The sequence below is a fragment of the Methanobrevibacter cuticularis genome (assembly GCF_001639285.1).
GTDB lineage: Archaea > Methanobacteriota > Methanobacteria > Methanobacteriales > Methanobacteriaceae > Methanobaculum > Methanobaculum cuticulare.
Genome location: NZ_LWMW01000064.1, coordinates 14,448 through 38,028, shown reverse-complemented (window position 1 = coordinate 38,028; position 23,581 = coordinate 14,448). Strand labels below are relative to the sequence as shown.

The following is a 23,581-nucleotide window of genomic DNA, read 5'->3' as shown; positions in this document are numbered from 1 at the left end:
GTGATAATTAATATATTAAATCATAGAAATAAATGGTATAATTAAATATATACCAATTAAATAATAATTATGAGCTTAATAAAAAACATAGACAAATATTTAGTTAAAATAAAAAAATCGATTAATATTTAAAATCAATTAAACAGGAATTAGTAACATGATCAGTTTACACGATATTGATACATTAGTATTTATTGCTACTGCATCTTTAGCTATAGGGACTTTTATATTAGCTTTTTTCACAAAAAAAACTGCTAATGAAATGACTAGAACTAGAAAAGAAACAAATCAGGCAAATGTGATGTTATATTTCAAAGAACAAAACAACATATTGTATCTAGTAGTAAAAAATTTTGGTGATACAGAAGCAAGGAATGTGAAAATATATTCAAACCCTCCAATTGAAAATAGTAAGGGATATAACTATGATTCACTATTTGAAAGCATGCTTTCTAATTTTCCACCAGGTTATGAGGTATTTACCTTTTTCGATGTACCAATCAATTATATAAAAAAATTTGGGTCCAATTTTCCAAGATATGGAATAACAATCGAGTTTGATGATATTTATAATGAACATCATATTCAAGAATGTGATATGGATTTAAGATACATTCAAAATATTGAGTTTTTAGGTTCAGAAGAAGATAGTATTGAAAGTTCAATGAATACAATAGCTGCTGCTGTAGATAATAGTATTTTAAGAGTTGAAAAGCTCAAAGAGGATGAGAAAGAATAGAATATATAGTAAATGAATCAACAATTCTATTAAACAAAACTTCAAGAAAAATGAAATAATGAAAAAATTAGATAAAGCTAATACTAATTAATAATATGAACTAACAATTAAATATAGAAAGTAATTAATTATATTTATAACAAATAAAATAAAAAAGTATTGTTAACTTGACATATAAATTTGATTACTATGATTAAAGTCACCACAATTCCTGGAGATGGAATAGGAAAAGAAGTAATGGAAGCTGGAATAGCTGTTTTAGATGCATTAGATTTAAATTTTGATTTTATAAAATCTGAAGCAGGAGATGGATATTTTCAAGAAAATGGAAATACTATTCCGGAAGAAACTCTAAAAAATGCAAAAAATAGTCAAGCAACTCTTTTTGGAGCTATTACATCAACACCTGGAGAAAGAAGTCCAATAATAACTCTTAGAAAAGAACTTGATGCATTTGCTAATTTGCGCCCTATTAAATCATTTGAAGGAATTAATTCATTATACAATGATTTAGACTTTCTTGTGGTTCGTGAAAATACTGAAGGATTATATTCACAAGTAGAATCATATGGAGATAAAGAAGAAACTATAGCCATATCTGAGAGAATAATAACCAAAAAAGCTAGTGAAAGAATAGCTAGGTTTGCTTTTGATAAAGCCATATCAGATGAAAGAAACAAAGTAACCTGTGTTCATAAGGCTAATGTATTGAAGAAAACTGATGGGCTGTTTAAAAGAACTTTTTATGATGTAGCTAAAAGTTACCCAAAAATCAAATCTGAAGATCTTTATATTGATGCAGTAGCTATGTACCTCATAAAAGAGCCAAGAAGTTTTGATATCATTGTAACTACTAATTTATTTGGAGATATATTGTCTGATGAAGCCGCAGGTCTTGTGGGAGGATTAGGTCTTGCACCATCAGGTAATATTGGAGATAATAATGGACTATTTGAACCAGTTCATGGCTCAGCTCCAGATATAGCAGGGAAAAATATTTCAAATCCAATAGCTATGATATTATCTTCAGCTATGATGTTAGATTTTCTTGATGAAAATTATTATGCTAATCAGATTACTACGGCCGTTGAAAATGTATTAAAAGCAAGAAAAATAGCTACTCCTGATTTGGGTGGAACTGCTAAAACAATGGACTTAGCTAATGCAGTTATTGAGGAAATAAACAAACAAACCTAAATATTGAAATTTTACTTTATTATTAGTTCCTAACTATCAATACTACATCATTACCATATTCTCATAATCATCAATACTACATCATTACCATATTATCATAACCATCAATACTACATTATTACCATATTCTCATAATATCAATACTACATCATTACTATATTCTCATAATATCAATACTACATCATTACTATATTCTCATAACATCAATATTCAAATAAATTTAATTATTCATTAATAAAATGAAATTACATAACTTAATTATTTAGTTATCATTGTTCCTACACCCCTTGTTGTGAATATTTCAAGGAGTAGTGAGTGTTTAACTCTCCCATCAATTATATGAACAGATTTTACTCCCCCTTCAATAGCTTTAACACAAGTTTCTATCTTAGGAATCATTCCACCAGTTATTATCTCTTTTTCAATTAGATTATCCACTTCATCAATTTTGATTTTTTTAATTAAGCTATTTGGATCATTAGGATCTTTTAAAAGACCTGGAACATCAGTTAATATTATTAGCTTTTCAGCCATTACTTCAGAAGCTATTTCCCCAGCTACTGTATCAGCATTGAGATTAAGTGTATCACCCTTTTCATCAATTCCAATTGGAGATATTACTGGAATATGGTCATTATCTGTGAACATTTCAATTATCTCTGTGTTTAAAGAACTTATTTCTCCAACTAAGCCAAGATCTATTTCTTCCTCTTCACCAGTCACTATATTTAGTATTTTATGAGGAGCTTTTTTAGAAGCTAGAATAAGTTCACTATCTTTTCCAGAAACACCTACCCCCTTTCCACCATGAAATCCTATTTTAGAAACTATATTAGTGTTTATTTTTCCAACTAAAACCATTTTAACGATTTCCATGGTTTCTTCATCAGTAACTCTGAGTCCTTTGATGAATTTTGGCTGTTTCCCCATTTTATTCATAGAACGAGTGATTTCAGGACCCCCACCATGAACAACAATAGGTTCCATTCCTACATACTTAAGAAGAACTGTATCTCTAGCTGTAAAGGACATAGCTTCATCATCAATCATGGCATGGCCACCATATTTTATCATTATCTTTTTATGATGGAATCTTTTAATATAAGGCAAGGCTTCTACTAAAATAGAAGCAGAAGCTGGGTCATTTTCTATCTTTTTTGACATAAGGTTCACTTAATAATTATTCTAAAAAAATCTTGTTATTACCTAATAAACAAGCTACAATTTTTATTATTAATCAATAATTTATAATATTTTATAATATACTATATTATGATTACAATAATTAACTACAATACATTTAATTATTATTTAATTAATTCATAATTAATATATATAACTATTTAAACAAAAAAAATCTATTAGAAAAAAATCTTAAGAAAAACGATGAAAAAATATAAAAATAAATATAAGAATAATAATTAATAAAATTAGAATTTAATGATAAAAAAATGATAAAACACAATTAAGATATTATACATAAACTTAGTAAAAAAAACTGTACTATTATTTAGTTTTATTAATTCATTGAATTAAACAATAAATAACATAATCAATTATCTTATAATAAGTGATGAACAATTAGATAAACTGTTAGAATTTCTTGAAAAATAATGAAATCACTAAATAGCTATTTCTATTTTATCATAATTGAAAACAGGTGTTTTCATATTATGTATTTTCCCTTCTATTAAATCTATTAATCCATCTTCTTTTAATTTATTTACTTGTTTAGCTACATTACCTGGATCTTTTTTAAGCATAGTAGCTAATTCACTTATGCTTTTTGGTTTGTTGTTTTTAATCATGTTTATGAGTTTTAAATTTGGTTCATTTATGCTTTGGTTCAGTTATGCCTTCAAAATCATACAATGAGAGTGTCCCATAATTAAGTTTTGCATGAACAAATTTGTAAAAATCACCAAGATTTTCTTTTTTTGTTTAATTTATCTTAATAATTTCTTCAAATGTTTGTAGATTTGTTTAGTGAAAAAGTAATTATGGGACACTCTCAAAAATAAATATTAAAATATGTTTATAGAATCCTCTTTAATATCATCATTTCCTTCATCTTTTAACTTATTATAATAGCTAAATACATCATAAATGTCTTCCATTAGAAGATCTGCCATGTCTCGGCTAAAATTTTCTTTAACAACTATTCTTAAAACAGCTGTTTCTTCATCATTAGCTGGGAGAGTGTAGGCTGGAACAAGCCACCCTTTTTCTCTAAGTTTTCTAGATATGTCAAATACTGTAAAATTATCTTTAAATTCTTCTTTAATCTTAATAGCTATTATAGGAAGCTTTAAGTCGCTGCCCAATAGCTCAAAAACATCTGTTTCTTCAAGATTGTTTCTAAGATAGTTTGTAATTTCTATTAAATTCTCCATTATTTGAGTATATCCACCTTTTCCTAGCCTCAAAAGATTATAATATTGAGCTAATATCATACTACTTCCCTTTGAAAAGTTAAGGTTGAAAGTTGGCATAACTCCTCCTAAATAGTTTACATGGAATATTAAATCCTCAGAAATAAATTTTTTGTCTTTAAATATAAGCCATCCTACACCAGGATAAACAAGCCCATATTTATGACCTGAAACATTTATGGATCTGACATGTGAAAGTCTAAAATCCCATTTAAAATTAGGATAAATAAAAGGAACAACAAAACCTCCACTTGCACCATCTACATGAATTGGAATGTCCCACCCTTTTGTCTCCTTGACTTCTTCTAAAAGATCATTTATTTTTTCTATTTCATCAATTTGTCCTGTAAATGTAGTTCCCAGAATAACACCAATAGCTATTGTATTTTCATCAATGTTATCTTTAACCTTATCTGCAGTTAAAATATAATTATTTTTTTCCATAGGAACCATTCGAAGTTCCACATCAAAATATTTAGCGAATTTTTCCCACACAACATGAACATCTGCTCCCATAATTATATTTGGAGTTTCAGGAGTATTAATTCCTTTTTTCTTTCTGTTCTCTCTCCATGCCCATTTGTGTGCAAGAATTCCAAGCATTATTGCCTCAGATGATCCTATTGTACTAGTTCCAACAAAATCACAGTCCCCAGGAGCATTGAATAATCTTGCAAGCATGTTAACAACTCTATTTTGAATAATTTCAGTTTGTGGATATTCATCATTATCAATGAAATTCTTACCATTGTTTTCAGCTATTAGAACATCTGCTTCAGGTTCCATCCATGTAGTAACAAAACTAGCTAAATTAAGATTAGGATTTCCATCAAGGTTCAGTTCATCGTTAATTAATCGATAAGCTGTTCGTGGAGGCATTCCTGATTCTGGAATTTCAAATTTAGGAATTGGTTCTGAAAAATATCTACTTCCATAAGTTGTTGTGTTTTTTCCTTCTCTTTTAGCTTTATTCAAATTTACTTTGTTAGATAACATTTAATCATTCCTTCATATTCTATAAAACAAATTTTATTTTTATAATATTTGAAAATCTTTGATATTTTAATTTTATAATATTTGAAAATCTTTGATATTTTAATTTTATAATATTTGAAAATCTTTGATATTTTAATTTTATAATATTATAAAAAATGTCTTAATAATTTAATTAATATATGATGGTTTAAGATAATAATTAAATTATAATGATATTCAAATAATTATATTAATTATAGGCTCTGTCTAAAATCCTGCTGATTTTTTTATTTTATTTTTTATAACATTTCTTTTTGTCCATCGTATTCTGTTTAGTCTGAGTTTTGTGTTTAGTCCTTTTTCTGTTCTGAATGTTCTTTTTAAGTATCTTGGAAGTGTTATTTTAAAGTATCCTTCTATTTTATTATTAGTATTTGGTATATCGTTGTTTTTGATGTGGTTTAGTGTGTTGTTTATGTCTTTTGATAGTTTTTCGATGAATGTTGCGATTTCTTCAGGTAATTCTTCTATTTTATCTTTTAATTTATTAAATCTTTTTAATACGGTTTCTTTAGTTTTTGATTTGAACATTAGGGATATTTTATCTGTGTATTTTTGGATTTCATCTATTTTTGATTTATTTTGACGAATCGAAGTTCGAAGTGTTCTGTTTTCTTTTTCTAGTTTTTTTATTTTGCCACTATATTTTTGCCTTTTTTTATCTTTTAAGCTTATTCTACCTCTTTTGTGATGGTTTTTACTTTTCAGTTCTGTGATTTTTAGCTTGTTTTTTTCTATTTTCTCTGTGTTGTTTTTTATTTTTCTGTTTAGTTTGTTTAAGGTTTTTATTACTTTTTTCATGAGTGTTTGCATTTTGTGGAAAACACACTTTTGATGTATGGCTCCTAAAGCTTTAATAATTGAAGGATAAGACCGATACCCATCAGTAACAATAGCTTTTAGCTTTAAACCTTTTAAAGATTTTTTCAAAAACTTTTTAATCGTGCTTTTATCGAAATCTTTTCCGTCTATAATTTCGTCACAGATTATTAAGTTGGTTGTTGCACATAATATGGTCATTCGTAACTTTATTTCAGTATTAACCCATAATACTTGTTCATCATAATGATAAACACCTTCAGGTTCGATTCCCAACTCTTTAATCATGCCAGTCATTTCTTTTTCTTTTTTATCCAAATATTCATCAGATAAAGCTTTTTCATGATAATATACTGTTGATCTAGGTATTAATACACCTGTTAATAGTTCAATGAGATCTGATTTTTTATCATAGGAACAATAATCAATTAAACTTGTATTTAAGCCAAATTCTCTTAAATCCTGTGTATAATTACAATTTTTGTCTATGAATTTGTCTAAGCATGCTCGTGTGTGTTCTTGACATTCTTTATCTTTGCAAACATATTTTTGCTTCTTTATTTCCCTATTCTTATTCAATAAGAACCTGTCAGTTCCATTTTTACTTAAATTTGAGTTACAAACAGGACATTTCTCAATCAACTTAAGATAAACCACTTCATACTTCTCATTCATGAAATTATCCATTAATAAAACAAATTCTGGTGAAATATCATCACTTAAATAAACTTTACCTTTTTCACTATCAAAGAAAAACTTAAATACTTTATCACTACAAAACATAGAATGGTGGTTATTTTTGTTTTTAGCCATAATAATAAATTATAACCACCAACTATAATAAACTTTTTTTCCAAAAAAATCATTAAAACAAAAACATCTTTTTAACTAATATTTAAGATTTTCAAAAAAAAAATCAGCAGGATTTTAGACAGTGCCTTTTAAGCTATCTAATTTTAAGCTATCTGATTATTATACTGGTAATAATACAAATTATAATAAAAAATAATAGAATATATTATTAATTAAAAATTAGTTAATTTCTATATTCTAAACAATAGTTATATATAATTTTTTACCTGAAGAATATTTGTTATATGTGTCAGTTGTAATTTTTGGGGTTAATAAAGCTCTTCCAGACTTTTTAGTTTTGAATGTTAACTTTAAAAGTGTAGTTCCAATTTTAGCTTTACTGATAGTCCATGTGAAAGTTTTACTTTTTGAATTATATTTTTTACTTCCTGATCCTACTGCTTTTACATATTTAAGATTAGAAGGTATCTTATAAGTTAATTTTGTATTACTTGCAGTATCTGGACCATCATTCTTAACTCTGTAGAATATAGTTATAGTATTTCCAACTTTTGGTCTAGCTTTATTTGAAGTAATTTGAAGATAAACATTAGCCTTTTTAACTTTTAAAACACCAATATTAACCACATTATCACTATATTTAGCTAAAACAGTATATTTTCCATGATTTAATTTAGTTCTATATTTCAATACAGCGATACCATATTTATTTGTTTTAGCTGTTCCAACAACAACATTGTTAACATAAAACTTAATTTTTTTATTAGCTACCTTTTTATTTTTATAAGTTAAAGTAGTTTTAAGTTGTACTATCTTATTTTTATCAGAATCGATGTTAGATACTTTTAAACTGTAAACATTGTTTGTAACATACAATTTTCCACTATTTGAAGAGGACATATAGCTATTATCACCTAAAAATTTGGCATTTACTGTATAAGTTCCTTTTACTCCTTTTAAAGTGATTTTAGCTACTCCACTACTATCAGTTGTGGCAGAATATGTTTTTCCATTGATTGTGAATTCTATCTTTTTATTTGTAATGATTTTATTAAAACCATCCTTTAATGTAGCTATTACATTAACATTAGTGCCTTGTAATGCTTTAACATCATTGATAAGAATTTTTGTCTCTTTTTTAACATTGTTTAAGTTAATGTTTATGACTTTTACACCTGGCCCTTGAGGATAATCATCATCTTGTGCCTCAGCTTTTATAGAATATTTTCCATTTGGTGCTGAACTTGTATCCCAATAACATTCCCATGTAGTATCACTAGATTTTTCACCCTTAAGAGTTTTTTTATAATTATTAGGTCCTGAAATATCAAATTTTACACCCTCGCCATTTATAGCTGTATGTGTCCTAATAGAAACCTTAATTTTAACATTATTAGTAGCATCGGATCCATCTATAGGAGATACAAACTTAATTTCTGGTGGAAAAGGGTCATGAGCAAATGCAATATTAGAAGAAAACCCAATAATCGCCAAAACAAATAAGGACATCAAAATAATTTTTTTAAAACTAATTATAATTCCTCCTTAATTCAATAATTAATTTAACCACTATATTTCATTAATCAATATATCCATTTAACAAATATTTTTAGTAATAATTATATACTATTTACTAAATATTATATACTTAATATTATATATTATTATATATTATTAAATATTATTGTATATTATTGTATATTATGTATATTATATATTTAATAATATATATTAAATATTTACTATTAAACATGATAATATACTATATATATATTAATTATAATGATAAAAATTTAATAAATAAAAAATAAAAGAATGGAGAAAAGTTTAATAATATTTAAACAAATTAAATAAACTCTTATCCATTTATTTACTAAAATTCTATTTATTTCAACATCCATTCACTTTTTTAAGATAAGTACAACTTTTCCTGTGGTTCTTTTAGCTAAATTGAATTTGATTGTTAATTTACCTTTTTTAAGGGAAACTTTTTTAGCATACTCGTAAGAAGCTTTAGAAAGTTTATATTTTTTCAAATCAATTGTAACTACTTTTGATCCAGCTATATTACCTGAATTTTTCCATTGAATAATCCTTGTATAAATCTTTCCTTTTTTATTAGTCTTATCTGAGACTTTTTTAAGAATAGCTAGTTGAACATTAGCTATACTACTAGAAATAGCTGATTTTTTATATTGAGTAGAACCAATTTTTATATCATTTGATGTAGATGAAAAACTCAACTTTCCAATAGCTGTAGGTGTGTATATGAATGTTGCGATTCCATTTGAGTCAGTTTTTCCAGAAATAGTTTTTGATCCTATTTTAAGTGTTATAATCTGACTTTTTACGATAACTCCATTAATTCCTGTGGATTTTACTTTTATTGTAATTTTTCCTCCATTTGCAGCTTGATTTGTACTTATTATATTTAAATTAGTACTATAAGCATTTGAATCTTCATTGTAAGTGGAATCACTGCCTTTATATATAATATTATTTATAAATTCAGATTTAGATGTGTTCATTTCACTTTTTTGAAGGAATATTGCACTGCCATAGTCTGCTTTATTATTTATGAATTTAGAATTTTTAATACTCATGGTTCCATTTTCATCTTGGTATATTGCTCCACCATTGTCTGCAATATTAGCTGTAAATATACATCCATCTACTAAAAAATTTTTAGCTTTATTATAAATTCCTGCACCATAATCTCCTGTATTTTTAGTGAAATTTGAGTTTAGTACTTTAAAATCATCCCCTGCATTTTTAATAGCTCTTGAACTTGATTCAAAAACACAATTTTTAACAGTTACATTAGTAGCTGGTCTATCAGATGAAGCTGATGGCGCATTATTAATTCCAGAATCTTTAGAATTTTTAATTGTACAATTATCTATAGTTATGTTCTCTCCACCATTAATTGAAATAGCAGAATCTCTACCACCATCAAATAAAGAATGTAAAATGTTTACATTACTTGCAGCCATACTTATTGCTTCTGAATTGTTGTAGGCTTTTATATAAGATACTGTAATATTATTTCCATCAAAAGCTATTGGACAGCATGGGAAATTACTAACAGTTATATTTGCAAATAATGTATGATTTGCATCTGATTGAATAGGACAACAAACCATTGATGATGTTGCAAAAGGGTTTGTTTCTGTAAAGAAAGAGTTCTTAAGTGTGAAATAATTTCCAATATTATCAATACCATATCTATTAGGATTATACATAGTTAAATTATCAATCGTGCCATGAAGCCCTTCATTGTATATAGTTCTTGCTGGTCCTTCAAAGATACCTGGACTAATGATTAAAGAATCCTCCATGAGAAAATTATTCCCACTGTTCCAGATTAATGCAGGTTTATCAGGATTTGCAGCACCTTTTTGAGGATAAGACTCTTTAACAGTTAAACCAGAAATGTAAAAATTATCACCTTGATTTTTAATTGCAGCATCACTTGAAGTAGCACCTGAACTTGTGAATCCTTTTATAGTTACATTTATCAATGCTAAAGAACCTCCAGATCCTACATTAAATAACCAATTAAGCTTTCCAGTTGAATATTCACCATCAATTATAGCTTTATCTTTTGAATTACCTATAATTGTAATATTTTTATTATTAAAGCTTAAATTAACATTACCTAAACCCTTGTAAGTACCATCCGCTAATTTTATAATTCCTTCAGATCCATCCCCAATACTATCAATACTATGATTTAAAGTTCCAGTAGAATTTATATTTATAATGACAGGTTCAGCACTAGCACTACTTATCGTTAAAGCAAACAAACAAAGAGCAAATAAAATTAATATACTTAATTTATAACTCAATTTATAGCTCAATTGATAGTTTAACTTATAGTTTAACTTATAGCCTAATTGATAGTTTAAATTATATTCTGATTTATAATTTAACTTATTTTTATTCAATATTAATCCCCCTTAATTTATTTATTAAACTAAACTTAAAATATCAAGAAATAATAACTAAAAATGCTAATAATATTAGAATACTTTTTAGTAACATACTATGTCAAGTAACCCAAAATTTAGTCTGTTTAAACCTATGCAGATAATCTGAAATTTCATTCTAGAAAAAAATATAAACTTTAGTGAAAACCTTTTTAAATCGCTTTATTTATCTAAATAATAAATTTAAAGGAATTCGGAGAATTATTAAAGTTTTATGTGGATTTTATATAAATTTATAATCTTTTCATATAGTAGAATTCCATAAATGGCTTAATTCTTAGTTATATAACTTAATATAATTTTACTTAATAGTAATAACTATTTAAACACTTCTAAAAATTAACCATTAGAATTAGGTGTAAATATTGAAATAAAGTTATATTTGATGATAAAAAACAATACAAGATATAAAACGATTAGCAAATCAATAGTAAATAATCATATAGTCAAAAAAAGTATTATAGTAATACTTTTCGATATATATAATCTGGAATTTCTTTAGAGATTATGATAAAAAGAGATAAAATATTAGCTAAATTAAAATCAATCTACCAAATAAGGATAACTTTTGAAAAAATAACATGTTAAACAGAAAAAATCAAGTTTTAATGAAAAATAAAAAAATAAAAAAATAGTAATACTTATTCAAAAAATAATAATTGATTATTGAAGAACTATTAAATAATTGTACAATTAAAATCAGCTGGGAAATAATTTTTTTAAAATTTTTTGTGTTTGTTATGAATTTTTTCTTATTTTTTTTATGTAGTTCCGTTTTTTTATTTTCTTTGTTTTGTTTTTTTGGTTTAATGTTAAAATTTGGTTATTTGATGTGTTTTGGTTTTGGGGGTTGTTGATGAATGTGTGTATTTTTTTTATGTTGTGTGTTGCTGCTATTAAATTGATTTCGTTTTGAATTTTCTTTATTCCTCTTGTGCTTGCTTGTGTGAAGTTTAGATTATGTTTCATATGGGCGAAAGGCCTTTCAGCTATTATTCTTCTTTTGTAGATTTCTTGGTTTTCTTTTTTATCCATTTTTTTGACTCATTAAATCTTGATAGCTGGTTGAATAATGTGATATTATCCTATAATTGGAATGGGGAGTGCATTCTTCTTTATATTGGCAATTTTTACAGTCTTTTGTGTAAAATACTTTTCTTTTTTTACCATTAATATCGTAAGTCTTTTTATATGGTAGTATTCTGTTATTAGAGCATGTGTAAGTGTTTTTTTCTATGTTGTATTGCAAGTGTGGTGAGATGTTTGATCCTGTTTTAGCTTGCTTTTTAGGAATTGCATGTGATGCATTAACTGGATTTATTCGAGAAATTCATCTTAACACGGCTGGAGCTATAATATTTGCTTCATCTAGTTTTTTGTTAGGTTTTTTATCCCTTAAGTTTTTCTACGTATTTTTGGTAGCTATATCTATTGCTCATGCAATGATTGGGTGTGATATGAAATTAGAAGACTTATAATCGTTTTTAGCATACTTTTTGATGGTTTCTTATTAATAGTATTTGGGGGGTAAAGAATAATTAAGCGATATAAAAATATATAATTTTAACACACAATTGAAAAGACTTAAATATTAGTTAATATAATTTATATACTGTTATATACTCAGTTTTCATAGTATCCATATTAAGAAAATTTACATAAAAAACATATTATAGTATTATAACAACATATATAGATAATAAAAAGGAGGTGAAAAAATAATAAAAAAGAAAAATAATTTACTCAAAAAAGTTTTAGTTCCTACTATAATATTACTATCAATTTTTATTGCTTTAACATCAGTAAACGCAGCAGAAACTAATATAACAAACACCACCACTGGTGGACTAAACAAAACTATAACAGATGCAGAAAACGGAGACATTATAAATCTTGAAGAAGGAATATACACTAACAATGTTACAAACATAACAATAAATAAAAATCTAACAATAATTGGAAAAAATCCTAAAACTACAATAATAGATGCACAAAAATTAGGAAGAATGTTTAATATAACTTTTGGAAATTCATTAACACTGATAAATATTACATTAATGAATGGAACAAGTTCTAGTGGAGGATCAATATATAATAATGGGTCATTGACATTGAATAATTGTGTTTTTACTAATAATAATGTGATCGATTATGGTGGAGCCGTATATAGCAATGGAACACTTAATGTTTTTAATTCTAAGTTTGATAAGAATACAGCTTACTCTGGTGGTGCAATCTACTGTTATGAAAATACTACTATGAATATAACTAATTCTAATTTCACAAATAATAAAGTAACCTATATGGGTGGAGCTATAGACTCTGAAACAGGTACATTATTTAATATTAGTAATTCTAATTTTATAAATAATACAGCAGGTAGCGAAGGAGGAGCAATATATACCCAAGACAGATATGGTAGTTTTATTGGATCCAACATCACCAACTCCAATTTTATAAATAATAATGCAACTAAAAACGGAGGAGCGTGTTCTATTAATGGAAAAAACAACTTCACAATTATTAACTCAACTTTCATTAATAACACAGCAATAAATAATAATGGTGGAGCCATAGAAGACTATTATAATATTGATCTTATAATAATTAACTCAACATTTAGAAATAATCAAGCAAATCTAAATGGAGGAACCATAAATTCATATGGTATAACATATATTGAAAACTCTACTTTTACTAATAACAAAGCAAACAATGGTGGAGCTATTTACAGCAGATATGCTATGAGTATAAACAATTCCCAGTTTATCAACAATACAGCAAACACTAATGGTGGAGGAATTTTTAATACCGGACTCATGTTAGTTTCTCTAAACACAATGACTGGAAACACTGCATTATTAGGTAACATGATATATAATACTGGTAATATGAGTGTTCTTAACCTAACCTATCTTAACAATAGCACAATTATTGTAGATAATAACACTTACATTTTATTAAATGCTACTTTAACTGATGATATGGGAAACACTGTCACTGGCCAAAACATATCTTTTTATGTTAATGGAACACTCATAGGAAATCAAACTTCCATTGAAGGACTTGTTTCTATAAATTATCTAGTAAATCATGGCATTGGAACAACTACTGTTACTGGAGATTATGCTGGACATGATAATAGAGGAATCACTATTAAAAATGCTCAAATCTTAATAACAGATGAAACTAATGTAAATGGAACAATAAAGTTCAATAAAGACAAATATGAAATAAATGAAACAGCAAAAGGAAATATCAATATTACTAATAAAGGTTCAGATATTGCATATAATGTAATGGTTAAGGTTAATTTACCTCAAGAATTTATTTTAAATGGAGGTAGTGTTGTTGTATCACATGGATATTATGATTTAATAGCTAATATATGGTATATTGGTGATTTAGATATAGGTGAAGAAGTAGCAATGAATTTTGCAGGAACTTTCACGAAAACAGGAAATTACACAATAGACATACTAACAAGTGGCTTAAATTTCAATGATACAACAGATTCAGATACAGTATTAATTGAAGAAGATCCAACACCAGTCCCACCGCTTCCACCAGAACCAACACCAGTGCCACAAACACCAGTTCCATCAACTCCAATAAACCCTATAAATCATGAAGAAAACGATGAAACTAATAACAATCCAGTGGCTCATGCTAGTATGAAAAATACAGGCATACCAATAATAGCAATAATCTTAGTATTATTATCCACTTTAGGTTTAATAACTCATAGGAAAGAATAAATATTTTAAAATTCTTTTTTTTTCTTTTTTTTCTTTTTTATTTATACTATTTTTATTATTTTTCATGATTTCTTTCTAAAATTTATTAATATTAAAAAATAAAACTGTTTTTTTCATTTATACTATTTTTATTATTTTTCATGATCTCTTTCTAAAATTTATTAATATTAAAAAATAAAACTGTTTTTTTCATTTATACTATTTTTATTATTTTTCATGATCTCTTTCTAAAATTTATTATAGTAATGATGGTAATGTTTGTAAATTATTAATCTTTTTATTTCTTTTAAAAATTGTTTAAATTGAATTTAAAGATAAAAAATTGAATATTATAATTTTATAAAATGATAAATTTTTCAATAATGACTATAATATTAAAAAATAAAACTGTTTTTTCATTTATACAATTTTTATTATTTTTCATGATCTCTTTCTAAAATTTATTAATATTAAAAAATAAAACTATTAAGCATGACTGATAAGAAAGTTTCAGAAATATACGGTGAAACCATAAAAGCTATTAGAGATTTCAAACTAGAAATTACAACTGAAAAAGAAAAACAAGAAATATTCAACATTATTAATGAGAATAAAAAATATTTAGGTTTCGATTATTTCAACTCTAATCTAATGAGTTATGAAAGAATCAGGAAACTATAACGTGACATACACGATAATATAGTAATGGGCAGTCATGGTAGTCGATTTGTTTTTTAATTAATTTAAAAAGGAAATTAAAAGAAGAACCAAGTTTTCTAGAACAATTCAACTTTAAATAAGAAATATAGTGTAAGTCCTCCAAAGACAGGTTCAAACTAATTAAAAAAGAGGTGAGTCCCAAATAAAAAGTTAGAAAATGACTTACCTTACACTACAATATTATATAAATAAAACAAGAATATAAAACTAACACTATAACTAAAACAAATTAAAAATTAATATTATTAATAAATAATAATATATTTAATTATAATTAATAAAAAATTTAAAAAAAATAGAGATAGCCCTTGGATAGATTTACCTCAAAAATATAATTTTTTTAAATTTAATTATAAATAATTTTATAAAAAATGATAGTAAAAATTTTAAAAAAAAATATAATATGGTAGAATAAAAATAAAACATCTACCAAAAAAAGATTATTGTTTACGAACTAATAAACCAAGACTTGCGAGTAAGACTAATATTACTGCTATTATTGGCATACCTGTAGCTTTCATAGTAGTATTAGCTATTGGATTATTATTAGGACTACTTGAGCTGTTGTTTATTGGTTCATCAATATTATCCTCCGGAGCAATTGGGTTTACAGGAGCAACTGGATCTACAGGGTCAACAGGGTCAACTGGATCTACAGGATCTACAGGGTCAACAGGGTCAACTGGATCTACAGGTTCTATGGGATCATCAGGGGTTTCTGGAGGAATTAATTCAAATTCTTCAATGAAATTTTTAATATAATCTACTTTATATATTAGTAGATCTTGATATCCAGAATTCCACCCATCTCCTACCATACGGAATAAGAAATCATATGTTTCACTTGCCCATCTGGTAACAGTGTAATTAGAACCATTAATCTCTTCAACAGTAACTATTTTACTACTATTCAATACTTTTTGTGCTTTATAATAATCTTCATATGTCACAAAAGGCAAACTAGTATTTTGAGTAATATTCCACATACCATTTTGCAATTCATCACTTGAAGTATTATGATAATTATCAACAAAATAATCCAATGCTCCATCTCGTATTGTAATATTATTTGTTGTATTTACTTAGTATTATCATAGATAACTCTATTTTCATCAACACAAATAGCATCATATGTTTCATTTATACCATTTTCATTTACAGTAACTTTTCCATTTTTATATACGCCAGGGTCAGCCATGACAGTAGTTATACTTCCTATCAACAAGACCGACAAAAAACTGGCAACTAATTTTTTATTCACAAAATCATCCACCTAAATTTTTTATAATGTTTAACAGCAAGCAAAAAAATAGGATTTAACCAAATTCCACTTACTATTAACAACAACATATATATAAAAAGAACATATATAACCGTATTTCAAAATTAAACGCAAATTATGCAAAAAAATCTTACAAATTAAATACAAATCTAATACAAAAAAAAATTTAAAAAAAATAAAATCCTGATTCAGCCAATAATGGCAAAAGTAGAATATAATGTTATTAGAGAATGATTAAGCTTAAATAATTGTTTTATATTGCTTTGTTTTGATAAAAAAAATATAAATGGGGCTAAAAATATAAACATACCTCAAAAAGTAAGTTATTTCCAAAAAGAAATAATTTATCTATTTCTTTTTTAAAACCTTAACTGGTTTTATTTTTCCTAATGCTAATCTTGCATTTATAGCTTTCTTAAGAACACCTAATGGATCTCATTTTATAGTTCTACTAGGGTCAGCTATTTTAACAGTTTGTGCTGATTTGTTGTATCCTGTGAAGGCAATATAATGCACATATAATCATAAGTATCCAAGTTCAGAGATAATTAAGATATGTATAATCATCGAATTTTTATTATCAATATGCTTAATTATTTGCTTAAAGTTTTTGTAATCCTCCTCTAATGATATGAAATTATTAAAAATATTAAAACAATAATAATAAAATTAAATATTGTTGATTATTTCTATAAAAAAAACATTAAAAGATAGAAAAAGATAAAGCAGAAGATGAAAAAAGATAAAAAAAGGAGATAGAAAAAGATAAAAAAAGAAGATGAAAAAAGATAAAAAAAAGAGATAGAAAAAGATAAAAAAGGAGATGAAAAAAGATAAAAAAGGAGATAGAAAAAGATAAAAAACCTTAAAATATGAAAAATACAAAAACAAGGTAAAAAATCATTGTTTGGCTGTAATTATATAATCAATATTTAATTTATGATGTTATCTTTTTAATAGCTTTCCAGGATTTAAATAATCATTTAAAAAGTCTAAAAAATCATTATTACAATAGTTATTAATTAATAGTAACTCTTCAATAATAGCTAAATTATAAGTATCAGCGATTAAATCTTTCAAATTCTTACCTAATTTAAGAATATGAATATTATCTTTCTTCAATACAAAGTTTATATATTCTTCAGGAGTTCTTATTGTTCTAGGTTTTTTTAATACCCATTGTTCTCCTTTAAGATAACAGTCGTTACCATGAATAGCTAAAAATTCTGTACTGGCCTCTTTATTCCATATTTTTGGGCCTTCATGGATTTTATATTTACTTTGAGTCCAAGTGTCTAATTCTATGATTATAATAGCTATTTTTTTTTCATCAGTCCAATAGCTACTGTTTATAACATTAAATCCTTCAAATTCCAACTTTTCTTTTAGAGAAACAGAAGTTTTTTTAATTTGAGGATATAAATTATCAATCGGAATATCTGGAATATTAAAAGTTAAACTGAGAGTTTTACTTTCTCTATCTTGAAATAAATTTTTTAATTCTTCTTTATTAGGAGTAGTAGTTTTTTTAGGATAAAAATAATCAATTTTTGGGTCTTTTATGAAGTTTCGACTGCTTGCTATAAATTCACCCATTTTTTGAGTTGTAAGAGCAGCTCCTACATTTCTATTTTTATCTGTAGGATCAATAGCTATCAGTGGTTCTTTAAACTTTTTTGAAGTTCCATAATTCTCTAAATCAATGATAGTATTTTTTTTCCAATGAGATGTTTTTTTTAAAGTGTTTTCAAATGTTTCATATTGTAATATCAATATTTCACAGAGATATCCTGCAAAACCTCCAACTTTAAACTCCGATCCATATACTCCTACTTCTTTCATGAATTTTTTAAGTAGAAGAACTTCTTTTTTTTGTTCTTCTTTAAGATTAGCTAAGATATAGTTAGTATGAAGCAAAGTCCTGTCAACTGCAGATTTTAATTCTTCAGCATCTTTTATATTATAACAAGGAACTATATCTACTTTGCATCCATTTATATGGCTTGTAATATAAGGGTGGGATGCATAGTGTTCTTCAGCTATTCCATTTAGAGCATTATTACACTCATAAGCTAAATATAATCCTTTTTCTTTTAATTCTTCTTCTTTTGTTTCAAGAGGAAAATTAATAAAAATATCAATGTCTGCGTTTCCTGAAAGCCATGTTCCCTTAGCTACAGAACCAACCAACTTAGCTATAGCATCAATATTTTCTTCCTTAGCTTTATTGTTTATGTATTCAATAACATCATAGGCGATTCCATGAACTTTAGCTATTTCTTCTTTATTTGGTTCTATATCTTTTAGTATATTATCATAGTTCATATAAACACCCCTTTTATCTTTAATTAATTATTATAACAATAATTTCAATATAATTGATAATAAATCTAAGAATTAATATTAAATAAAACCATTAACATCACAAATCACATTAAATAAAACCATTAACATCACAAATCACATTAAATAAAATTATTATTATAAGTTAAAAACAGCTATATCAGAATATATTGGCCCATTTGGAGTTAATTCACTCTTTTTCAGGTATAATTTAGCTATCTTCATGTTTCCTATACCAATATCTTTAAAAGAATCCAATATCTTCTTTACTTGAGATTTATTCTTAGGATTTTTCATTCTGCCTATGGTTAAATGAGGAATATAACTTTTTTCTTTTTTAAACCCTAATTCATTAAATTTTTCATCTAAATCTTTTTGTAGATTTATTAGGTCTTGATTATTAGTTATTCCGACCCAAAGAACCTTTATATTGTTTTCATTTGGAAATGTGCCTGTACCTTTAATAGATAAATTAATAGGCTGATGATTAGCTATAGTTTCTTTAATAGCTATTGATATTTCCTCAATCATATCTTCAGTAATCTCTCCAAAAAACTTCAATGTAAAGTGCATATTCTCTTCTTCAATGTATTTTATATTTGCATTTATATTTTTTAGTTCATTTTGAATTTTTTGTATTTTAGCTATTAAATCAATATCGATTTCAATAGCTAAAAAAGATCTTATCTTTGAAGAACCCATTTACTCACATCATTAAGATATTCTTACAATCACTTTTGAAACTGCTTGGTTATCCTTTGTTTTTAACATACTTTTAAATTTTTATGTAATATTTATGTAATACAAAAATTAGCTAGTTTTTCATTTGAAAAATCACAAAGTTTTAGACATTGCCTAAATGTAGATAGTCATTTATATCTTATGAAGCTTGAACTTCATTAACCGTTTACTAACTTCACACAATATTATATTATCATAATTATTTTTCCTGATAAAATATTCATTATTTGAGGGCTAAGCTCATTAAAACATGTAATTATTGAATCTGAAATAGTATATCTACCTATAAAATATTTAATTGCTTGAGTACCTATTTTTTCATCTCTTTTTTCAGGAATAATGAATGAATGTGTTAAAGAGTAAATTTTGTTGAAATTTACTAATATTATTCCTATTTTTCAATTATTGTTTCTTCAATTGCCATTCCAAAATGACGAGCAGAATCATCAATGAAGACTTTTATTTTATCTCCAACTTTAAGTTCAGATACAGAAACAGCTTCTCCTTTAGAATCAACTAATCGGATGGTTTCAGCATTTTGTAGTAATGTTTTAATTTTCAAACCTTCATATTCTGCTTCAATTAATATTAATGGTCGTTTTTCGATTTTTACCCTTCCCACTACAACAGGTCGAGTCTTTCCATCTTTATTTACAACCAATACCTCATCCCCAGTTTCAAGTTCAGAGAGGTATTTAGTTTTATTCCCTGGAGTCATAACATAAGCTTGAACTGGACCAGCATTTACTCTAAATGGCCTTGAAGCAACATATTCACTTTCCAAAGATTCACTATGTACTAAAAACATGGCTTTTGAATATGAACCAATTAACATTCCTTCTCCAATATTCATCATGCTGGCAGTATCTATACAAACTCTGTCTCCAGAGGTAAGTCCTCGAATTCCTGTTATTGTAGCTTCTTTTAAATCATAGCTATTTGAACTTGTATCTTCAACAATTTTAGCTATTTCTTTAATTTGTGTGAAATCTTTTGGTTCAAATAATATCCCATCTGCCCCTATTTCCAATGTTTCAAGAGCTAATCTAGCTTCTTCAGCATCACTCACTGCAGCTATTATCTTCACATCTCTTTTTTGAAGATCTGCTATTATATTTTCAAGAGGAATGACTGTCCAGTCTTTACCAACTAGAATTATGTAATCTGCAATTTTTCCAATAGCTACAGCTAGCTGTTCATGAGATTTACTAGCTATTTCTATATATGCAGCTATTTTTTTTCCATTGTTTTTTAAGGATTTAGCAGTAGCTAAGTCTTGAGAATTATTTAAATCTTTATCAAGAGACAGTGTTCCATCACCCTCTCCACCAATACCAACTAAGATGATATCTGAATCATCATCAGGATTTATAACACTAATATTTCCTAATTTCTGGATGTTTTTCAAGTCTTTCAAATCTAAAACATGGTCAATTCCTGATTCAAGTGAAGTTGTGATTAAATCCTTTTTGTCTTCCCATTCAATATTAGGGGACATTATCCATGCGAATTTATTTGTCAATGGCCAATCTCCTTTTTAATATAATATAACATTAATATAATCAATATAACAGTAGCTTTCACAGTATTCTTTAACAATTATTCAATCTAAACACATCAGTAGCTTTCACAGTATTCTTTAACAATTATTCAATCTAAAATTTTTAAAGCATCTTCAACAGACATATCATTATGAACTACTTCAGAAATAGCTCTTGTGATTTTTCCAGGGGCTTTAGCTTGGAAAAGATTTCTTCCAAAGGCAACACCTGCTCCACCCACTTCTAAAGAATCTCTAACCATTTCAAGAAGTTCTTTATCAGTTTCTATTTTTGGACCTCCAGCTATAACTACCGGAACAATAGCTCCATCTACCACTTCTTTAAATGTTTCCGGACTTCCAGTATAATTAGTTTTAACAATGTCAACACCTAATTCTGAACCAACTCTTGCAGCATGTTTGACTAAATCCACATCATGTTCGTTTTTGATCTTTTGTCCACGAGGATACATCATAGCTAAAAGCGGAACACCCCATTGACTACAGGTTTCAGCTATTTCACCTAATTCCATCAACATTTCAGCTTCTGTTTCTGAACCAATATTAACATGGACTGATACTGCATCTGCACCGAGTTGTATAGCTTTTTCAACAGATGTAACTAAAACTTTATTGTTAGGATCTGGACTTAAAGAAGTACTAGCTGAGAGATGCACGATAAGACCGATATCGCTACCATATCCCCTATGACCTTGTTCAACAATTCCTTTATGCATTAAAACAGCATTTGCCCCCCCATTTCTAATGTTATCAATGGTTTCACTCATATTGACTATACCTCTTACAGGCCCAATTGAAACTCCATGATCCATAGGAGCAATAACAGTTCTATTAGTTTTTCTATCTATAATTCTTTCTAGTCGAATTCTTTTTCCGATCATATCTGATGATCTCCTTAATATTAATTTTTTAATCATTGATTCTTAAAATAATCTTTAACTATTAATTTTTAAAAATCACTTTATTAGATTTCTAATGTAGTTTTGAATATCTCAATTTAAATTAATCTATTATCAATTTTATATAAACTTTCATTATTATAGAATATTTCTATTTCTTTAAGTATAAAATATTTTTTAATATAATTTAATATCATAATATTTTAACAAATAAATTGATCAAAAAGTAGAATATTATTTAAAATATGATTCAATAGTAAAAAATATTATTACATTAGAATATTATTATAAAATATCATTAAATAAGTAGCATTTATAATTTTATTGGATTTATATTTGATTTAGTTTAATTTTAAATATTCATTAATACTATATTAATAGTTTTAAATTTTTAGATTTATTTTTTCGTTATTTTCTTTAAAGACGAACTCCATAATTCAAATTCTTTAATTTGAGGAGGAATTCCTTCATTTCCACAGGATTCAAGCCAACCTTCTTTAGATTCAATGATTTCTTCAGTTTGTGAAGTTCTTACAAAGTCAATAAGTCCCCTATTTCTAATCAAAGTATGTTTTGGTTTTAGGACCGAAGCCCAAATGAAATAAACTTTGAATGTAGTGTCAGGGTGATAACCTCCACCCAAATCTACAGATAAAACATCACATTTGTTAATTTTTTTACTTACTTTTGCTAAGATATCATGAAGACGAACATCTCCACTAATAAATTCAAGATGGGAGTATTTCTTAGTCAATTTAACCATTTGAGAAATAGCTTCTGGGCTATTGTCTAATGCGATTATTTTTCCTTTAGTGACAGTTTTAGCTATTATTTCAGTAGTATTCCCAACATGACATCCCAACTCAACTACTACATCATCTTCCCTTAGTATTTCATTGAGTTGTTTTCTGTATAGTTCAATATCATAGCTAATTTTTATCATTTGCTTAATTCCTTATAAAGTGATTTGTTATATTCACTGCTACTCTCTAATCAATTTAAATTTATTGCTAATTTTTATATATTTTAAAATAATATGTTGCTAGTTGATAATTAATCTTATTGTTATTCATTATTACTAACTTAAATAATATTATTAAGATATGAAAAGAGCATTATTATGGTAAAAATAGCATGATCATGATAATTTTAAGGTAAATTTCAAAATCTTAATTTTTAAGAATACTATACTGAAAAAATAGAAAAATCGTCCTATTTGTTAGTAACGAGATATAACTAAAAAAATAGAAATTATTATAGCTATTTTCTTGACT

20 protein-coding genes are annotated in these 23,581 nt (G+C 26.3%); 5 read left to right on the top strand and 15 right to left on the bottom strand.

The features are described from left to right. The first annotated feature begins 157 nt into the window (after window positions 1–157). Together MBCUT_RS01915 and aksF are read left to right on the top strand one after the other, a co-directional pair. Complete coding sequence (locus MBCUT_RS01915; protein WP_067258155.1) at window positions 158–739, top strand: hypothetical protein; 582 nt, start codon at window positions 158–160, stop codon at window positions 737–739. A 189-nt stretch (window positions 740–928) separates the two neighbouring features. Beyond that, a complete protein-coding gene (gene aksF, locus MBCUT_RS01910; RefSeq protein WP_067258152.1) occupies window positions 929–1,936 on the top strand; it encodes a homoisocitrate dehydrogenase in 1,008 nt (335 codons plus the stop codon). A 258-nt stretch (window positions 1,937–2,194) separates the two neighbouring features. Here aksF and argB read toward each other — a convergent pair whose 3' ends face one another. The 8 genes from argB to MBCUT_RS11655 form a co-directional block, all read right to left on the bottom strand. Further along, window positions 2,195–3,100, bottom strand: coding sequence for an acetylglutamate kinase (gene argB, locus MBCUT_RS01905; RefSeq protein ID WP_067258149.1), 906 nt, complete (start codon window positions 3,098–3,100; stop codon window positions 2,195–2,197). 458 nt (window positions 3,101–3,558) lie between these two features. Next, complete coding sequence (locus MBCUT_RS01900) at window positions 3,559–3,774, bottom strand: HVO_A0114 family putative DNA-binding protein (RefSeq protein ID WP_281177920.1); 216 nt, start codon at window positions 3,772–3,774, stop codon at window positions 3,559–3,561. 186 nt (window positions 3,775–3,960) lie between these two features. Then, complete coding sequence (locus MBCUT_RS01895; RefSeq protein ID WP_067258144.1) at window positions 3,961–5,364, bottom strand: glutamate decarboxylase; 1,404 nt, start codon at window positions 5,362–5,364, stop codon at window positions 3,961–3,963. Between the two features lie 246 nt (window positions 5,365–5,610). After that, on the bottom strand, window positions 5,611–7,035 hold the full coding sequence (locus tag MBCUT_RS01890; RefSeq protein WP_067258142.1) for a hypothetical protein: 1,425 nt from the start codon (window positions 7,033–7,035) through the stop codon (window positions 5,611–5,613). Window positions 7,036–7,272: 237 nt separating this feature from the next. Beyond that, window positions 7,273–8,544 carry an Ig-like domain repeat protein gene (locus MBCUT_RS01885; RefSeq protein ID WP_067258139.1) on the bottom strand — a complete coding sequence of 424 codons (1,272 nt, stop codon included), beginning with the start codon at window positions 8,542–8,544 and terminating at the stop codon, window positions 7,273–7,275. 392 nt (window positions 8,545–8,936) lie between these two features. Beyond that, window positions 8,937–10,841 carry a right-handed parallel beta-helix repeat-containing protein gene (locus MBCUT_RS01880; RefSeq protein WP_157082431.1) on the bottom strand — a complete coding sequence of 635 codons (1,905 nt, stop codon included), beginning with the start codon at window positions 10,839–10,841 and terminating at the stop codon, window positions 8,937–8,939. 921 nt (window positions 10,842–11,762) lie between these two features. After that, the gene (locus MBCUT_RS11660) at window positions 11,763–12,059 is read right to left on the bottom strand and encodes a transposase (RefSeq protein ID WP_067258134.1); all 297 of its coding nucleotides are present in this window, start codon (window positions 12,057–12,059) and stop codon (window positions 11,763–11,765) included. Next, window positions 12,052–12,273: a transposase gene (locus MBCUT_RS11655; RefSeq protein ID WP_169805364.1), complete on the bottom strand. Its 222-nt coding sequence runs from the start codon at window positions 12,271–12,273 to the stop codon at window positions 12,052–12,054. Before MBCUT_RS11655 ends, MBCUT_RS11660 begins: the two co-directional genes overlap by 8 nt. Window positions 12,274–12,283: 10 nt before the next feature. On the opposite strand from MBCUT_RS11655, the gene MBCUT_RS01870 reads away from it, so the two are divergent. From MBCUT_RS01870 to MBCUT_RS01855, 3 genes are all read left to right on the top strand, one after another. Further along, a complete protein-coding gene (locus MBCUT_RS01870) occupies window positions 12,284–12,502 on the top strand; it encodes a hypothetical protein (protein ID WP_067258131.1) in 219 nt (72 codons plus the stop codon). Between the two features lie 528 nt (window positions 12,503–13,030). Next, window positions 13,031–14,782 (top strand): DUF11 domain-containing protein, encoded by a 1,752-nt coding sequence (locus MBCUT_RS01860; RefSeq protein WP_067258125.1) that lies wholly within the window; start codon window positions 13,031–13,033, stop codon window positions 14,780–14,782. A 471-nt stretch (window positions 14,783–15,253) separates the two neighbouring features. Next, window positions 15,254–15,442 (top strand): hypothetical protein, encoded by a 189-nt coding sequence (locus tag MBCUT_RS01855; RefSeq protein WP_067258122.1) that lies wholly within the window; start codon window positions 15,254–15,256, stop codon window positions 15,440–15,442. A gap of 479 nt (window positions 15,443–15,921) precedes the next feature. On the opposite strand, the gene MBCUT_RS11515 is transcribed toward MBCUT_RS01855, so the two are convergent. From MBCUT_RS11515 to MBCUT_RS01820, 7 genes are all read right to left on the bottom strand, one after another. After that, window positions 15,922–16,524 carry a hypothetical protein gene (locus tag MBCUT_RS11515; RefSeq protein ID WP_067258118.1) on the bottom strand — a complete coding sequence of 201 codons (603 nt, stop codon included), beginning with the start codon at window positions 16,522–16,524 and terminating at the stop codon, window positions 15,922–15,924. Window positions 16,525–16,559: 35 nt separating this feature from the next. After that, window positions 16,560–16,742 carry a hypothetical protein gene (locus tag MBCUT_RS01845; RefSeq protein WP_067258117.1) on the bottom strand — a complete coding sequence of 61 codons (183 nt, stop codon included), beginning with the start codon at window positions 16,740–16,742 and terminating at the stop codon, window positions 16,560–16,562. A 966-nt stretch (window positions 16,743–17,708) separates the two neighbouring features. After that, window positions 17,709–19,088, bottom strand: coding sequence for a CCA tRNA nucleotidyltransferase (cca, locus tag MBCUT_RS01840; protein WP_067258114.1), 1,380 nt, complete (start codon window positions 19,086–19,088; stop codon window positions 17,709–17,711). Between the two features lie 156 nt (window positions 19,089–19,244). After that, window positions 19,245–19,808 carry an RNA 2',3'-cyclic phosphodiesterase gene (gene thpR / locus MBCUT_RS01835; RefSeq protein ID WP_211263758.1) on the bottom strand — a complete coding sequence of 188 codons (564 nt, stop codon included), beginning with the start codon at window positions 19,806–19,808 and terminating at the stop codon, window positions 19,245–19,247. A 430-nt stretch (window positions 19,809–20,238) separates the two neighbouring features. Continuing rightward, a complete protein-coding gene (locus MBCUT_RS01830) occupies window positions 20,239–21,369 on the bottom strand; it encodes a 3-dehydroquinate synthase II (protein WP_084270679.1) in 1,131 nt (376 codons plus the stop codon). 128 nt (window positions 21,370–21,497) lie between these two features. Then, on the bottom strand, window positions 21,498–22,289 hold the full coding sequence (locus MBCUT_RS01825; protein ID WP_067258107.1) for a 2-amino-3,7-dideoxy-D-threo-hept-6-ulosonate synthase: 792 nt from the start codon (window positions 22,287–22,289) through the stop codon (window positions 21,498–21,500). 415 nt (window positions 22,290–22,704) lie between these two features. Next, entirely contained in the window at window positions 22,705–23,250 is a 546-nt protein-coding gene (locus MBCUT_RS01820) for a methyltransferase domain-containing protein (protein WP_067258104.1), read from the bottom strand. Between the last annotated feature and the right edge of the window lie 331 nt (window positions 23,251–23,581).

Coding starts and splice junctions, on each gene's coding strand:
- MBCUT_RS01890 (WP_067258142.1), bottom strand. CDS start 7,035: ATGGCTAAAAACAAAAATAACCACCATTCTATGTTTTGTAGTGATAAA.
- MBCUT_RS01885 (WP_067258139.1), bottom strand. CDS start 8,544: ATGTCCTTATTTGTTTTGGCGATTATTGGGTTTTCTTCTAATATTGCA.
- MBCUT_RS01915 (WP_067258155.1), top strand. CDS start 158: ATGATCAGTTTACACGATATTGATACATTAGTATTTATTGCTACTGCA.
- MBCUT_RS01870 (WP_067258131.1), top strand. CDS start 12,284: ATGTTTGATCCTGTTTTAGCTTGCTTTTTAGGAATTGCATGTGATGCA.
- MBCUT_RS01895 (WP_067258144.1), bottom strand. CDS start 5,364: ATGTTATCTAACAAAGTAAATTTGAATAAAGCTAAAAGAGAAGGAAAA.
- MBCUT_RS11660 (WP_067258134.1), bottom strand. CDS start 12,059: ATGGATAAAAAAGAAAACCAAGAAATCTACAAAAGAAGAATAATAGCT.
- MBCUT_RS01855 (WP_067258122.1), top strand. CDS start 15,254: ATGACTGATAAGAAAGTTTCAGAAATATACGGTGAAACCATAAAAGCT.
- cca (WP_067258114.1), bottom strand. CDS start 19,088: ATGAACTATGATAATATACTAAAAGATATAGAACCAAATAAAGAAGAA.
- MBCUT_RS01820 (WP_067258104.1), bottom strand. CDS start 23,250: ATGATAAAAATTAGCTATGATATTGAACTATACAGAAAACAACTCAAT.
- argB (WP_067258149.1), bottom strand. CDS start 3,100: ATGTCAAAAAAGATAGAAAATGACCCAGCTTCTGCTTCTATTTTAGTA.
- MBCUT_RS01825 (WP_067258107.1), bottom strand. CDS start 22,289: ATGATCGGAAAAAGAATTCGACTAGAAAGAATTATAGATAGAAAAACT.
- thpR (WP_211263758.1), bottom strand. CDS start 19,808: ATGGGTTCTTCAAAGATAAGATCTTTTTTAGCTATTGAAATCGATATT.
- aksF (WP_067258152.1), top strand. CDS start 929: ATGATTAAAGTCACCACAATTCCTGGAGATGGAATAGGAAAAGAAGTA.
- MBCUT_RS01860 (WP_067258125.1), top strand. CDS start 13,031: ATGTTTAATATAACTTTTGGAAATTCATTAACACTGATAAATATTACA.